Raw genomic sequence first — 15,367 nt, 5'->3', positions numbered from 1 at the left:
GAGGTGCGACGGATATTGCTTTTCCAGACGCGGTGCGAGGCCGACCTTTTCGAGGTACATGCGGGCGCGTTCCTCGGCCTCCCGCTTCGACAAACCGAGCACATGCACCGGTGCTTCGATGATGTTCTCGAGCACATTCATATGCGCCCAGAGATTGAAGTGCTGGAACACCATCGAGAGCTTCGTGCGGATGCGCTGCAGTTGCTTGTGATCGGCGACTTCGAGGTTGCCGGCGCGATCCGTTTTCGTGCGCACGGTTTCACCGTCGACGACGATGCTGCCCGCGTTCGGCCGCTCGAGAAAGTTGATGCAGCGTAAAAACGTGCTCTTGCCCGAGCCGCTGGCGCCGATGATGCTGATGACGTCGCCCGCCTTCGCCGTCAGCGTGACGCCCTTGAGTACCTCGTTGTCGCCGTAGCGCTTGTGGATGTCGAGCGCCGCGAGCTTGGCGGCGGCGGATTGAGAAGTCGCTTTGAGCACCCTGCTCTCCCGTATGAATCTGAATCGATGGCGTGTGAAACGAAAGGCTTGCCGATCAATGCCCGCGGACGGCGAGGTAAGCCAACCAGCGCCGCTCGGCCCGCCGGAACGCCGCGACGAGTGCGAACGATACCGCAAGATAGATGAGCGCGGCGATGCCGAAGGCCTGGAACGACATGTAGGTGGCCGAATTGGCGTCGCGGGCCACTTTCAGCACGTCGGGCACCGTGGCCGTGAATGCGACCGTCGTCGCATGCAGCATCAAAATCACCTCGTTACTGTACAACGGCAGCGCGCGGCGCAGCGCCGAGGGCAAGATGATGCGGCGATACATCGTCCACCGGCTCATCCCGTAGGCGCGCGCGGCCTCCACCTCGCCGTGCGAGGTGGCGCGAATGGCGCCGGCGAAGATCTCGGTGGTGTAGGCCCCCGTATTGAGGCCGAACGCCAGGATCGCGCAATGCAAACCGCTGCGGAAAAATTCGTCCAAGACCGCATGGGCGTGGACGATTCGAAGGCTGTACACGCCGCTATAAATCAACAGCAACTGGACGTACAGCGGCGTGCCGCGAAAAACATACGTATAGCAGCGCACCGGCGTGGACAACCAGCGGTTCTTCGACACGCGGGCCACCGCGAGCGGCACGGCCATGCAAAAGCCGATGACGAGCGAGAGCACGAGCAGCCACAGCGTCACGGCCAGGCCCGAGAGCCCTTGCCCGTCGTAGTAAAGGAACGCGCGGCCGTATTGCGAAAGAATTTCGATCATGGGCGGGGCTCCTCGTCAAAGTTCCGCGTGGCGCACGCCAATGGAGTAGCGCTTGTCGAGCCAGATCAGCACGACATTCGAGACCGTCGTGATGGCGAGATAGATCAACGCCGCCACGAGAATGAAGAAAAACATGTTGAACGTGCTCTTGCCGGCGTCCTGCGCGGCTTTGACGACGTCGGCCAGGCCGATGATCGACACGAGCGCCGTCGCTTTCACGAGCACCTGCCAGTTGTTGCCGATGCCGGGCAGCGCGAAGCGCATCATCTGAGGAAACAGGATGCGTGCGAACACGCGCATGCCGCTCATGCCGTAAGCGCTGCCCGCCTCCAACTGCCCGCGCGGCACCGAGAGGAACGCGCCGCGGAAGGTCTCGGTGAAGTAGGCGCCGTAGATGAATCCGAGCGTGAGCACCCCCGCGACGAACGGATCGATATCGATCTGATCGATCCCGAGCGCATCGGTCATTTGATTGACCCCGATCTGGATACTGTAGAACAGCAACAGCATGAGCACGAGATCGGGCACGGAGCGGATCAACGTCGTATAGAGGGTAGCGGCACCGCCGATAACACGATTGCGCGAAAGCTTCGCGACCGCGCCGAGGAGGCCGAGCAGTACCGCCACGGCAAGCGAGAGCACCGACAGTTCGATCGTCTTGATCGTGCCGGCGAGAAGGATCGGGCCGAAGCCGTACAGAAACACGGGCGTCTCCATCTTCGAATAGGTCATTGCCTGGCGCCGTGGCACGACACCGCGGCACCAGGGCGAATGTGCGGCCGAACCGGCGCCGCGCGGCCCGCCGGCCGGCGCTTCTCGTCGTGCGCGCTCGGTCCGGCTTTTCGCCTGGCGCGGATAGTCGCAAGCGAAATTGTTTTGTTCAAACGCCGGGCGGTCGATTATTGCGCTGCAACATAAGACACGGTTGCCCGATGAGTCGTTCTGAAGCGCCGCTGGAAGGAGCCGGCTGCGGATCGGCACGCAGGCGCGGACCGCGCGATTGCGCAAGTTTCGCGTCGCTTTTTCGATACTCGGGCGGGGGCCGGGCGTTACCCGCGCGGCGCAATGGTACGCGCGTTCTGGCGGGACAAAAAACGGGGCCTAAAAAATAGGACCGGCCGTCACGCGCAGTGAACGGCCGGCAATCATCATGACGCGCGACGCAAAAATCGTCGGCAAAAAGCCGGACACCGGCAGAACGACGTCGTCCCTTGCGCTGCGTCTTTGGCTTGCGTCCGCCCGCCCGTGCGATGCACTTGGCGTTCTTTCGCCCCCCGTAGCCGGCGCTGCGCTGCGTCGTCTGGCCTTCAATCGGTGTCGTCTCATTCGATATGACGTGTCCGGTTAGGTAGTAATGTAGGACGAGACTTAAGCCGAGCGCAAAGCGTGTTTACCTTCATAGGGAAGGTCTCGACGGGCAGTTCCAAAGCTGTGTGCGACGGCGAACCGACGCCACGAAACACGATTTTGGCGAGCGATCGGATTACCGAATACCTTTACCCAAAACCGGGCCATAGAACAGGACCCAATCACCTTCTCGTTTGCCGTCGAAAATGCGAATCTTTCGACTGCGTCGCAGACAAAGGCGCAAATCGGCCCCGTTATCCAAAGAGGATGCGCAATGATCTCGCGAAACTTGAAACCGCTATCGGTACTCTGCCGCTTATGCAAACCGACGCTGACAGCCGCCCTCGTGGGCATGGCGCTCGCCTATCCGCCAATCGTCTTGCATGCCGCGCAGCGGCCGCCGATCGTCAATCGAGCGATCGCCGCGACGATCGATTCGTCGGCGCAACCCGAACCGCATCGCTTCGCGAACAGGCCGGATAACCACATTATTAAATTCGACAATAGCGAAGGAACCGAAACACTGGAATTCCGAGAAAATCTCCTTGGGCGCCAATGCGTGGCCACCGTCACGCCGGATACTTTGACTTTAGCTCCCGGCGAAACCGCCGAGGTCCGTTTGGACATCAGAGATAGCGAATCGTCCGGATGCGCCGGCGAACCCAAATACGTTTTGTGGCGAGCCGCAGTCGCCAAACCGGGAAGCCAGCCACTGGGCTACCAACTTCTGTTCACAGAGGATCCGCGGGAAGAAACGCATGGGGGTACGCAAATCCGCAGCACCCTTTCGTCTAGGCCCGGAACACCCTATGCGGCCACTTGCGGCGATCGCGCGTGTTTCGACGAATGGGTTCCGGCATCCCCTAGCGGCAGCGTCATCTTCTTTTATGAGAGACGCTGAGCGTTAGCGATGGGGGACACTCTCGGCGAGACGTCCGCAAACGGCACGCCGTATGTCGCTGGCCAGATGGATCGCTGCTGCGTCATGCAACCTGCTAGTTGGGAACGTCGCGGTCGCGGCCTAAGACGCTCCCTTTGTCTTGCCCCGAAATTAGACGGCATCTCGCCCTGCAGTCAGTGCGTCGCTACAGCAGACTTGAAATCAGATGGCATCCACAGGTGGCGCGATGACCATGCCGGGCAATCGATATGCCATCATCTGTCATCGGCAAATCGCCTTCCTCGATGATGTTGGGTGACAGGTCGGGATGCTGCGGGCACGAAACGCGATCGCCCTTGCGAGCGACATAGCGGCCGTCGAATTTCATGGCCAACGAACCGGTTTCGACATTTCCTCCATGGTCAGTGTCATCCCCAACGCGGATTAAATCCATCATATCATCTCGCTATTTAACGAGAAGCGTTTTCAAATAATCAACTCGCTGCCTAGTGATGGTCACAAGACAATCCTTTACAATCAACCCGGGGCCAGCGCCTTGAGATTGCGATGCCTCGGCCGCAATGTAGTTGTTACATTGCTTTTCTCTATAATTAAGCCACGCCCTTTGCGATTTCTCAAATTCATCTTTGTATGGCGTAGAAGAATATATTTTCCGATAAATCACATTAAGCTCATTTTTCAGCTCCCCTAGATTCTGCTGAGCACAAAACAAATCATCATACACATTTCCACCGCCAATGCACGTCGCCGAAAATGAAGGTAGAGGCAACAGCAAAAGCACGAAAAAAATATTCTTCATAGCGTTTTTAGCTAGTGAACTATTGCCTATCGCGGAGCGACAGCAAGGCTGTTGGGCCGTAGACGATCACTTCTCACCCAGCCTCGAACGGAAGTAGCCTTCGAATTCTGATATGCGACAGACGTAAATCCGTGATAGCTGACATACGCGCCCACGGTTTCTCCGCTCAAAACGAATACTCCTCGCATTTTGCAAGCATAGTCTGGCGCCGAGTAAAACTGAAGCCGACCGTTCCCAACGACCACCATCCCGCGCTCCGAATGAGGTATGTCGGTAGCAAGTTTAGAGGCATTCTTATTTAGATCATCGCAACTCGAAGCCGCCTTCGGCACTTTACGAATGCAATCTGAAATGAATTTTCGGTATTTTCCTTCATCGACCTTTAGCACATCTGGATGCTCTGGGTCGCGAGTCACGTCCAAAGCCCTCATCGAATTTGTGTCCAGATTCACCCAGCCAATCGACACCTCTTTGTCAAGATTGTCGGGGCTGTCCGCAGCGACATACAGTCTGACGCTATAGACTCCATCAGACACATCTTCTATATCGGCCTGAATATCTTTCTTGTTCATTGCAACATGCTCAAGAGGAGGCACAATCAACGCTCTCAATTCGTTTCTGCATGCCTCAGTGGCGGCCGAGGCGCCGCACGAGATCATCAGCAGAACGGTGATCGTTACAATTCCCCGGATAACTCTCATGCCTTATCACCGAAATTAATCTACGATTCGTCGGAATTTTTAAAAAAGGAGCCGCGCACGAAATGCTCGCACCGCTCACATATTCCTTACCTCTTGTTCGCGCGAACCCGACAATGGGAGTCGGTTATACCATTCGGATCTTCTTCGCTTAAATACGTCCAGGCCGTCATTTTTGAATTAAACGCAATTGCAACCCTTCCGTCGTCGGTTTGATAGAAGTAGCTGCCGTCTTTTGCCGGGTGGCGAACGCCACCAATGGTTATTGAGGCCCCGGGATCTCGGGTGTCGATTGTGACCACCCCGTATTTCCCAAAGTGACAAATATATGAGCGACCCAATATTGCCCGTCTTTCATGAGTAGGCTCATCAGCGCACGCAAAATGCACCAAGGCGAAAAGCGACAAAACGAAGATCCACCTCAATATTTTTTTCATCACGCAAATCTCACCATTCATGACAAAGTTTTTTCTCGACATACAGCCACCAATGCTATTCGCCCTTCCCTATCAACACGATAGAATACGGCCCAGGACGATACCGCTCCAGTTCGGGAGTAGTTCCATGATAATGCATGGCGGTCCCTTTTCCGTAACGCGGCCCCGACAACGCGTTGATCCATGCTAAGTTAACAGCATCAGAATAATACGGATTTGCGTAATTTAGGTTTGAACCCACAGAAGAGGGCTGCCCGCTCTCTCGGTCACGCAAATATGAATCCACCAGATCATTAACCCTCTGACTTATGTCACTGACAGGGATTTCTTCGACTGTTGATCTGTGATGTTTCTTTCGGGCGATAGGTCCATTGACGTCTGAAAATTGATTATATTGGTTAACCACTGCCGAAACGGTGCTTCCAAAATGACCCTGACCGGGCCCAAGCCGACCAGACGCCACGCGATTTAAGATGGTATCGATCACACCTTTCGCTTGCATATCACCCGTAAACTGCACCCATTCGGTTTGAAGTGTTTTTTTCAAATCGAGCACATCTTTCTCAGTCAGAGCAAGAGTATGGTCGCCGATCGGTGAGTTAATGAAATTACCAATCAATCCGATTGGACGGAAATGCCACGGGTTCGTTTCCCTCGGGAAGCCATCCACATTTTTCTCAACGATCCGCTCCCACCACTGCAATTTCCCGATCCGCTCGATCTCGGCCTTCCACAGCCACAGCAGTTTCTTCATAAGCGGCGACAACGCTTCCCACTTACCCAGACCGCCACCCCATTCGCTTTCGCAACGTACGACCAGATGGGACAGGGCCTCCGCCGTCCACGGGGTTTCCTGCGCGTGCCTCAGTTCCTGCGCAGTCACTTTCCCGTCATGGCTCGCGTCGATCGCCTTTTCAAGCTTCGTGATAAGCGGGCTGCTGTTGACCGTCTTCGCGCTCGCCTCGAATTCGGTTTTATCTTCGTCAATGAGGAACTGCTCGGCGACGTAGATGTAGCGTTTGAGCATGTCGAGCGGCTTGATGCTGCTGGTGTCCACAAGCTCGAATCCAGGCCAGTCCCACGGTCCGCACATGCGTACGAGCGGATGATCTTGTTCACACACCCAACCGGCACGCGAGCTACCGTCCTTCGTGCCGATCGTCACGTAGTACCAGTGCCGCCCCTTGTCGTCTTTTGCGCTGTTCGCGTCGCCGTTTTTTTCCAGGTCGACCCGCCGGAATACCTCGCGGAAATCCGCAGCCGGTCCCGTTGCGTTGGAGAAGCTTAGCGGGAAATCCTTCCAGCCCGGCACGATTGCCGCCACTGTCGTATTGGCCAGGCTGCTTTCAACCCAAACCGGCGTGCCGACATCGGCCAAAACCGCTTTAGCGTGATGGCTACCATGTGCAGGCGCGGCCGCTTTTGGTTGCGCCTTAACCCACTTACCTTTTGCGGTGGGGGTGAGCGCTACAAGCTTGGTGCCGGGTTGCAGTTTCTGATCTGGTTTGGATAAGTCAGTGACGAGCAGTGCACCCGGCGAGATTTCCAAAAATGTTCTTTCCGGCGGGCGCTCTTTTGCACGAGCCTGGCTTGCCGCGGGGATGCAGCACAATCGTCTATTGACGCTATCGTTCCCGGATGGGACATATCCCATTTCTCGGAGCGCCCGAGTTGCAGCACCACCATCGCTTTACTGATATCGCTCGGTGGCGAGATAGCCCATCCCACCGATCAACGCACCAGATCGCGCTCGCGCGACTTGTCCTGCGTCCGGGCCATAGCGGTGCCATCATCGCTTGACGGCCGCCTCGCCACCCCGGGCACCCTCCGGCGCGCACGCACCAGCTCCACCCACTGCCAAGAAGCCAGCGCGATACACCCAAAAATCACCTCGCGCATCCGTTTCACGAGCGCGAGCGAGAGCCCCACCTCGCGGTCGATGCCGAACATCTGCGCCAACAGCACCACCGCCACTTCCTGCACGCCAAGGCCCGCGGGTACCATGAACGCCGCATGCCGCACGGCCTGCGTCAGCGCCTCGATGGCGATGGCACCGCCGGCGGAAACGGGATGGCCAAGCAACGCCAGCGCCCAATACGTCTCCAATGCGCCAACGAGATAACCGATGAACTGCCAAGCGAACGCCTGAACGAGTACACCGGTACGCGTCATCAGCGCATCGATTTCGGCATCGAGCTTCGCGCCGTCGATCCCCTGCAAGAAGCGATGCTCATTGCCGAGCGCACGCGCGGCGAACCGCTCGATGGCATGAAATACCCCGCCCCGACGCAGCAGCAACGCCGTGACGATGGGCAACGGCAGCGAGAGCACCAGCGCAAGCCCGATCGTCTTCGCGTGATCGCCGCCCGTCGCGGCGAGAATCAACACCACGCCCAGCGCCGAAAACGCATACTGCACGGCGATCGTGACCAACACCTCCACGATCACCGACGCGCTAACCACGCTCGCATCGCGCACCCGCCAGCGCGCGAGCCGAATACCGACGATCTCGCCGCCCACCGTGAGCACGGGCAGCAGCCGGCTTACCGCTTCCCGCACCGTGGCAACCCACCAGAGGAAGGCGAGCGGCGCCCGCCCGCGCAAGAGAACGCGCCAGCCGTAAGCGTCCAATAAGAGCGGCAACGCATGAAACGGCACGAGCCAAAGCAGCGCGAAGCCAGCCTGGCCGATGACATGCGCGATGTCGGCCGCGCCCTCGCGCACCACCAGTGCGATGACGAGCGCAATGCCGATGGGCCAGCCGGCCCATTTGAGCCATTTCGTCATAGCGATGCCCCTCCCCGCGCGGTATCCGGACGGTTTGCCGCATCGGCCGTGCCGGCAGCATCCGCCGCCGCCCCGAAGACATCGGCAAACCCGCCGCAAACGAGCCCGGCGCTGGCGATGGCCGCGGCCACGCGCGGCGACAGCAACGCGTCGAGTTCATCGACATGACGATAAGCCTGCATGGACGCCGTGATCGGCCCCTCGCCCGCTTCCGCCGGATGGCTGTAGATTTCGCCGACCCCATAAGCCGGCATCCGCGCCAGCGCGTCGAGCATCGCGGCCTCGTCCATGCCGCCCGTGTGCTCGATCCCGACGACATAGTCGTTGTAAGCAATACCGGCGCGCGACAGGCGCGCGCGCATGAGCCCGATCCACGGCTTCAGCCACCATGGCGCGTTTGCCTCGAACGGCAGCCGCACGGCGCGCAGGCCGAACTCGTGCCCGATCGACAGCACGAGCGAGAGAACCGTGGGATGGAGATGGAAGTGTTTGTGGGCGTTGACGTGATCGAGCGGCAAACCCGTTTGCGCGAACGCTTCGAACTGGGCGCGAATCTCGCGCGCAAGCGCTCGGCGCACGCCCGGCAGGAAAAAGAAACGCATACCGTCGCGCACCATCGCATCGCCGAAGCGGCCGTCGGGACCGACGAGCGCGGGGATTTGCGAAGCCGGCAACGTGGCCGGCCCATCCGCGAGCACGAGATGCAAACCCACGCGCAAGCTTGGCAAAGCACGCGCGCGCTCGATCGCATCTTGCGCGGCCGGTGCGCCCACCATGAGGCTCGCGGCCTTCAACACGCCCTGCCGGTGCGCTCGCTCGATCCCCGCGTTCACGCGCGGATGCAGACCGAAATCGTCCGCGGTGACGATGAGCGCACGACGGCCCGAGCGTTTCACCTTCTTACGCCTCGTGTGCGCGCAGGAAGCGGAAGAACTCGACGCCTTCGCGCAGACGGCGCTTCATCATGTCCCAGCTCGTCAGCATCTCGCGCACGATTTCCCAAATCTTCGACGGACGGAAATAGAACTGGCGGTAGAACTGCTCGAGATGGTGATAGATCTCGTCGCGCGACAAATGCGGGTAGCCGATCGCCGCGAGCTGCACGCCTTCCTTGCTCACGAGGTTGATCGTCTTGTTCTCTTCCATCCAGCCGTTGTCGACAGCCTGCTTGTAGAGCGTCGTGCCCGGATAGGGGGCGGCCAGCGAGACCTGGATCGTATGCGGATTGATTTCCTTCGCGTACTCGATCGTCTTCTTGATCGTCTCTTGCGTCTCGCCCGGCAAGCCCAGGATGAACGTACCGTGGATCTTGATGCCGAGCTTCTTGCAATCCGCGCTGAAGCGGCGCGCGAAATCCGTGCGCACGCCCTTCTTGATGTTCACCAGAATCTGATCGTCGCCCGATTCGAAACCCACGAGCAACAGACGCAGGCCATTTTCCTTCATGACCTTGAGCGTCTTGTACGGCACGTTCGCCTTGGCGTTGCACGACCACGTCATGCCGAGCTTGCCGAGGCCGATCGCGATCGCTTCCGCGCGCGGTAAGTCGTCGGTGAACGTGTCGTCGTCGAACATGAGTTCCTTGACTTCAGGCATGTTGTCGCGAATCCACTTCGCTTCCTCGAGCACGTTCTCGACCGAGCGCGTGCGATAGCGGTGGCCGCTGACCGTCTGCGGCCACAGGCAGAACGTGCAGCGCGACTTGCAGCCGCGGCCCGTGTAGATCGACACGTACGGGTAGTTCAGGTAGCCGATGAAGTAGTTGTCGATCTTCAAATCGCGCTTGTAGATCGGCGCGACGAACGGCAACTCGTCCATGTTCTCGAGGATCGGACGCGCTTCGTTGTGCTCGATCGAGCCGTCCTTCGCCCGCCAGGACAGGCCCTTGATCTCGGCGAACGGCTTGCCCTCGGCCAGTTCCTTGCACGTGAAGTCGAATTCCTCGCGGCAGACGAAATCGATCGCTTCGGTGGCCGTGAGCGAGTTGTGCGGATCGACCATCACTTTGGCGCCCACCATGCCGACGAGCACCGACGGCTTGCGCTTCTTGACGTCTTCGGCGAACAGGGCGTCCGTCGGGAAGGACGGCGTGCTCGTGTGGATGATGATGAGGTCGTAGTCGTCGCAGATCTTCAACGTCTCTTCGACCGACAAGCCGTCGGCCGGCGCGTCGAGCACGCGGCTGCCCGGCACGAGGGCCGCGGGCTGCGCGAGCCACGTGGGATACCAGAACGAGCGGATTTCGCGTTTGGCTTGGTAGCGCGACCCGGCGCCGCCATCGAAGCCGTCGTACGACGGGGCCTGCAAGAACAGCGTTTTCATGGATGAAGCTCCGGCAACCTTACTGTGAAGCAGATGTTAATGAGGGGGCCGCGCAAGCGGCGGCCGCCGACGAAAGACGAATAACGTACGCTCAGGACCCGTCCGATCCTTCGGCCACGCGAGCGACGACGGGCATTCGCGCGCCGCGCCACACCACGTGCGAGCCGAACGCCGCGACAAACCACTGCGCGGCGAGCAACGCGTCGCGCAGGGGCACGAGCGGTAAATCGCGTAAAAACTCGCCGCGTTCGCGCGACGCTCGGGCATGCAAACCCACGCGTGCAACGATCCCGAGAACCGCCGCCGCGGCCAGCGCGGCTTCGCGCAAACCTGCCCCGCCATGCAGGGCCAGCAGCGCGGCGGCCAACAGCCAGGGCGAGGTGAACGTGATGAACAGGAACGCGAAACCGAGCGGATTGATCGACCGAATCGTGCGCAACCAACGCGTTTCGCGCAGCCACAGCGTCGCGAAATCGGGCTCGATGACGTCGGTATCGACGACGACTTCCGACAGCACCGTGGTCATGCCGCGCTGGCGCGTGTACTCGGCGAGCCAGTAATCGTCGGCCAAGCAATCCTTGAGCGCGTCGAAGCCGCCGATCTCGGCCAGCACCCTCGCCCGCAGCGCGAGCGTGGCACCGAAACCGAAGCTGCGCGACCCGCCGGCGTGCGCGATACGCACCGACGGCGCGAACCATTCGTTGATGAACTGTGCACCGATGCGCGTCCAGAACCCGCCGACGCTCTTCGCGTGATATAGGCAGGTGACGATGCCCACTTGCGGATCGGCGAGCGGCGCGGTCACGGCTTCCAGGTAATCGGGCGCGACGGCGATGTCGCTATCGGCCAGCACGATAAGCGGATGCTTCGCCCGCGCCGCCAAGTTGATCAGGTTGCTGACTTTCAGGTTGTGGCCATGCACGCGGGCATCGATAACGAGCGCGATGTCGCGCTCGGGAAACGAGGCTTGCAATCTGCGCACCACGGCGATCGCGGGATCGGCCGACGAAGACACCCCGAACAGCAGTTGGTAGCAAGGGTGCGTCTGCCGGCAAAAGGTCGAAAGGTTTTCGTAAAGGCGAGGCTCCGCGCCGCACAGCGGCTTGAGCACGCTGACGGGTTCGGCCGGACGGTACGGCCGGTTGCCGGGCGCGCCCTTGTGCGGCGAGCGCTGGGCCAGCGAGCGTGCCGAGGGCAACGCGAGCGCGGCAATGACGACGTAAGCCGTCGCCACGCAGCACAGCGCGACGAGCACCCAATCCCACAGCGTGACGGGAGAAAACGTCATCGCACGCCGCCTTTGCGGACCGCGCGCGCCGCCGCGGCGACGGCCGCTGCCGCGCGCGGGCACTGCACGGGCGATCCGTTCGATGAGACGCTTGCTGGCACGTTCGCTACTCCTTGGTTCTTCTGGGCGTTCGGCGCGGCCCCGGCGGGCGGCTCGCACGCCACCCGCCGGGTGTCGCATGAATGCTCGTGTGCCGTGCCGCAAGACAATGAACGCGGGACGCCGGCAAAACGGCGCGAACGGCCATGCAGGCCGGCTCGAGGCGCGGTTCTTTCGCGATTCTTTGTCTGACGCTGGGCGAAACGAACAGGTTGCGCACCGCGACTGCCCGGACGGACGCGATCGGACACGGTCCGACCGGCTGCCAAGCAACCGCCAGCACGCTTTGTAAACTTTGGAAACGGGCAATTGTAGCAGTGCGTGCGGGAATACGCTTAGCGGCGGGCCTGTCGCACCGCCGATTCGTCGGCTCCAAGCAACGCCGAGCCGCCCGGCACGGCTTTAGGGGTCAATTCGGGGGCAATTCGCGCATCGCCGCGGCGCAGGGCGAGCAGGCGCGCGGCGTGCTTGCCGCGCCCGATGACGCGACGCAACAACTCATGTATCTTGCAAATATCGGACTTTCGACAGGGGCGGCGTGCGGTGCGACGCCGAATCGGCGGGGCCGGTCAGCGCGGCCGAGCCGAGCGCACTGGGCGCCTCATGCGAGCACACTCATCATGAAAAACGTCTTGAGCATCCAACCGCACGTCGTATTCGGCCATGCGGGCAACAGCGCAGCCGTCTTTCCGATGCAGCGGCTCGGCGTGAACGTCTGGCCGCTCGATACGATGCAGTTCTCGAACCACATGCAATACGGCCATTGGGCCGGTAGCGCGATCGATCCGCCGCAAATGACCGAACTCGTCGAAGGCATCGGCGCGATCGGCATGCTCAGGCGCTGCGATGCGATCGTCTCCGGCTATCTCGGCTCCAAGGCGCATGCCCAAGCCGTCATCGACATCGTGCGCACCGTCAAGGCCACGAACCCGGAGGCCTGGCATTTTTGCACACCGGTGATCGGCGCGGGAGCCGGTGCCAGCGTCGACGAGTACCTGCTCGAGACGATGCCCGCGCTGGCCGATGGCCTCTCGCCCACGCACGACACCTTGCAAAAGCTCGTGGGCCGCACGATCGAAACGGTCGACGACGCTGTCTTCGCTTGCCGCGAAATCATTCGCCGCGGGCCGCAGGTCATCCTCGTCAAGCAGTTGATCGACCGCAACAGCCCGGCCGATCGCGTCAATTTGCTCGTGGTAACCGAACGCGAGGCATGGATGACCCAGCACCCGCGCTACCCGTTCGCCCGCCAGCCCGTGGGCGTGGGCGAACTCACGAGCGCGGCCTTCGTCGCGCGGCGCCTGTCGGGCGACTCGCTGCGCACGGCCTTCGAGCATGCCGTTTCCGCCGTGCACGCGGTCCTGAAGGCCACCTACGCCGCCGGCCGCTACGAACTCGAACTCGTCGCCGCGCAAGACGATATCGCCAAGCCGCGCGACTGGCTCGGCGCCTGGTCGATCGATTCGGCTTAAATCGAATCAGTCGAGCTTGAACTGTCCGACGGCGGACGCGAGGTTGACCGCCTGCGTCTGCAGCGCCGCCGCGGCGGCCGCCGATTCCTCGACGAGCGCCGCGTTCTGCTGCACCATCTCGTCGAGCTGCGACACCGCGCGGTTAACTTCCTGAATTCCGCGCGTCTGCTCGTCGGCCGCGTGCGTGATCTCGGACATGATCGTCGTGACGCTCGAGACGTTCGAGACGATCTCCGTCATGGTGTCGCCCGCGCGCTTGACCTGGCTCGAGCCCGAGGACACGCTGTCGATCGTCGATTCGATCAGCGACTTGATTTCCTTCGCGGCCTGCGCGCTGCGTTGCGCGAGGCTGCGCACTTCGCCCGCCACGACCGCGAAGCCGCGGCCCTGCTCGCCCGCGCGCGCCGCTTCCACGGCCGCGTTCAGCGCGAGGATGTTGGTTTGGAAGGCGATGCCGTCGATCACGCCGATGATGTCGCCGATCTTGCCCGAGGCCGATTCGATCGTCCCCATTGTCGTGACCACCTCCGAGACGACCTGGCCGCCGCGCGACGCTACAGTCGACGCCGAGGCGGCCATGTCGTTGGCCTGGCGTGCCGAGCTGGCCGATTGCGTCACGGTGGACGTGATCTCCTCCATCGAGGCTGCGGTTTCCTGCAAGCTGGCCGCGGCCGATTCCGTACGGCCCGACAAATCGAGGTTGCCCGCCGCGATTTCGTCGGCAGCCGAGCGCACCGATTCGCTCGTATCGCGAATTTGCCGCATCACGTCGCGCAGCTTATCGACGAACTTGTTGAACGAGCCTGCAATTTGGGCCACTTCGTCGCGGCCGTCGGCCGGCAAGCGCCGCGTCAAATCGCCCGTGCCCGAGCCGATCGAATCCATCGCATCGCGCACGAGCGACAACCGCTTGAATGCCGTCGAGGTCACGGCCGAGACGATCAGCGCGGCAAGCGCCACGATGATGACGAGCGCGATCGCCGAAGTCGTCAGGAACGAGCGGATGCCCGCTTTCGCCTCGCCTTGATCGAGCGCAACGATGACCGTCCAATCGGTGCCCGGCACGTTCATGCCGCGCAACAACACCGAATGGCCGTCGGCATCGGTCTCGAGCGGCTCGGACGCGCTGGCCAACGCATTGATCGTCGCCGCCGTCATGCTCGGCATCAACGTCGAGATCGGCTTGAGCGTGAGCTTCGGATCCGGGTGGGCGACGATGTCGCCTGCTCCATCTACGAGCAGACCGAAACTGGCCGGCGTCGGATGAATCGACTTCACGTTCGCGATGACGCTATCCATGTTGACGTCGCCCCCCATCACCGCCTTCAGCGAACCGTCGCGAATGACCGGCACAGCGAACGTCACCACGAGTTTGCCGGAGCCCGCATCGACATAAGGCGCCGTCACGATCGGCTTGCCCGCGGCCGCGGCCTGCTTGTACCACGGACGCGACGTGGGGTCGTACGTGGGAGGCAGACCCGTCGGATCGCCCGATTTCATCACCTTGTCGGGATAACCGGCATAGACGTTGACGAAACCGCCCGAGGCCATGATTTGCTTAAACGTGGGAATCGGATCGACCGTCTCCCCATTGAGCGTCACGTCCTGCAGCGCCGCCACGGCCGCCGTCTTCGACGCGACCCATTCGGAGATGCCGGCATCGTGTCCGTTTGCTAGCGCGACGAGGTTATTGTCGATCGTGTCGTTTTCGTGCGAATCGACTACGAAGAAGTTCAGTGCGGCATTGACGACCAAAGAGCCGACGACGATGGCGAGACAGGCTGCGAGCACGCGAGCGCGAATTGACGCAAACATTCAAACGATTCCTTCAGACGAATTAGCTGCGAGGACTCGTGATCCTCCGAACAGGTAAACGGCATGCGGCGGCGCAAACTTGACCCTTTTCTCGTCAGGGATTGTTCGGAGTGCCATTGCAATCGCGCTGTCCGCTGCGACGCAAAAAATGCG

At 61.1% G+C, this 15,367-nt stretch carries 14 protein-coding genes and 1 pseudogene; 2 read left to right on the top strand and 13 right to left on the bottom strand.

Annotated elements, in window-relative coordinates; all coding sequences use genetic code 11:
* The 3 genes from ACTHN9_RS26370 to ACTHN9_RS26360 form a co-directional block, all read right to left on the bottom strand.
* Positions 1–480: ATP-binding cassette domain-containing protein (locus ACTHN9_RS26370; protein ID WP_440539762.1), on the bottom strand; the 480-nt coding region annotated here is incomplete at its 3' end.
* A gap of 55 nt (positions 481–535) precedes the next feature.
* Complete coding sequence (locus ACTHN9_RS26365) at positions 536–1,249, bottom strand: ABC transporter permease (RefSeq protein WP_440539761.1); 714 nt, start codon at positions 1,247–1,249, stop codon at positions 536–538.
* A gap of 15 nt (positions 1,250–1,264) precedes the next feature.
* Entirely contained in the window at positions 1,265–1,954 is a 690-nt protein-coding gene (locus ACTHN9_RS26360) for an ABC transporter permease (protein WP_440539767.1), read from the bottom strand.
* Between the two features lie 931 nt (positions 1,955–2,885).
* Between ACTHN9_RS26360 and ACTHN9_RS26355 the strand changes: the two genes are divergently transcribed.
* Positions 2,886–3,497 (top strand): hypothetical protein, encoded by a 612-nt coding sequence (locus tag ACTHN9_RS26355; RefSeq protein ID WP_440539760.1) that lies wholly within the window; start codon positions 2,886–2,888, stop codon positions 3,495–3,497.
* A gap of 184 nt (positions 3,498–3,681) precedes the next feature.
* On the opposite strand, the gene ACTHN9_RS26350 is transcribed toward ACTHN9_RS26355, so the two are convergent.
* From ACTHN9_RS26350 to hpnI, 9 genes and pseudogenes are all read right to left on the bottom strand, one after another.
* Positions 3,682–3,933 (bottom strand): PAAR domain-containing protein, encoded by a 252-nt coding sequence (locus ACTHN9_RS26350; protein ID WP_440539759.1) that lies wholly within the window; start codon positions 3,931–3,933, stop codon positions 3,682–3,684.
* A gap of 9 nt (positions 3,934–3,942) precedes the next feature.
* Positions 3,943–4,296 (bottom strand): lysozyme inhibitor LprI family protein, encoded by a 354-nt coding sequence (locus ACTHN9_RS26345; protein WP_440539758.1) that lies wholly within the window; start codon positions 4,294–4,296, stop codon positions 3,943–3,945.
* A 26-nt stretch (positions 4,297–4,322) separates the two neighbouring features.
* Positions 4,323–4,868, bottom strand: coding sequence for a hypothetical protein (locus tag ACTHN9_RS26340; RefSeq protein WP_440539757.1), 546 nt, complete (start codon positions 4,866–4,868; stop codon positions 4,323–4,325).
* Positions 4,869–5,083: 215 nt separating this feature from the next.
* Positions 5,084–5,473, bottom strand: coding sequence for a hypothetical protein (locus tag ACTHN9_RS26335; protein WP_440539755.1), 390 nt, complete (start codon positions 5,471–5,473; stop codon positions 5,084–5,086).
* 13 nt (positions 5,474–5,486) lie between these two features.
* Positions 5,487–7,022 (bottom strand): annotated as a pseudogene (locus tag ACTHN9_RS26330) (hypothetical protein); the annotation flags it as partial.
* 140 nt (positions 7,023–7,162) lie between these two features.
* Positions 7,163–8,218, bottom strand: a complete 1,056-nt coding sequence (locus ACTHN9_RS26325; RefSeq protein ID WP_440539754.1) for a lysylphosphatidylglycerol synthase domain-containing protein — start codon at positions 8,216–8,218, stop codon at positions 7,163–7,165.
* Complete coding sequence (gene hpnK / locus ACTHN9_RS26320) at positions 8,215–9,114, bottom strand: hopanoid biosynthesis-associated protein HpnK (RefSeq protein WP_440539752.1); 900 nt, start codon at positions 9,112–9,114, stop codon at positions 8,215–8,217. The genes ACTHN9_RS26325 and hpnK overlap by 4 nt, the downstream gene beginning before the upstream one ends.
* A gap of 4 nt (positions 9,115–9,118) precedes the next feature.
* Complete coding sequence (hpnJ, locus tag ACTHN9_RS26315; protein ID WP_440539751.1) at positions 9,119–10,540, bottom strand: hopanoid biosynthesis associated radical SAM protein HpnJ; 1,422 nt, start codon at positions 10,538–10,540, stop codon at positions 9,119–9,121.
* 91 nt (positions 10,541–10,631) lie between these two features.
* The gene (hpnI, locus tag ACTHN9_RS26310; protein WP_440539750.1) at positions 10,632–11,828 is read right to left on the bottom strand and encodes a bacteriohopanetetrol glucosamine biosynthesis glycosyltransferase HpnI; all 1,197 of its coding nucleotides are present in this window, start codon (positions 11,826–11,828) and stop codon (positions 10,632–10,634) included.
* Between the two features lie 719 nt (positions 11,829–12,547).
* On the opposite strand from hpnI, the gene pdxY reads away from it, so the two are divergent.
* Positions 12,548–13,399, top strand: coding sequence for a pyridoxal kinase PdxY (pdxY, locus tag ACTHN9_RS26305; RefSeq protein ID WP_440539749.1), 852 nt, complete (start codon positions 12,548–12,550; stop codon positions 13,397–13,399).
* Between the two features lie 6 nt (positions 13,400–13,405).
* On the opposite strand, the gene ACTHN9_RS26300 is transcribed toward pdxY, so the two are convergent.
* The gene (locus tag ACTHN9_RS26300) at positions 13,406–15,214 is read right to left on the bottom strand and encodes a methyl-accepting chemotaxis protein (RefSeq protein ID WP_440539748.1); all 1,809 of its coding nucleotides are present in this window, start codon (positions 15,212–15,214) and stop codon (positions 13,406–13,408) included.
* Positions 15,215–15,367: the final 153 nt, after the last annotated feature.

The sequence above is a fragment of the Trinickia sp. genome (assembly GCF_051953405.1).
GTDB lineage: Bacteria > Pseudomonadota > Gammaproteobacteria > Burkholderiales > Burkholderiaceae > Trinickia.
This window is presented reverse-complemented; position numbering and strand designations above follow the sequence as displayed.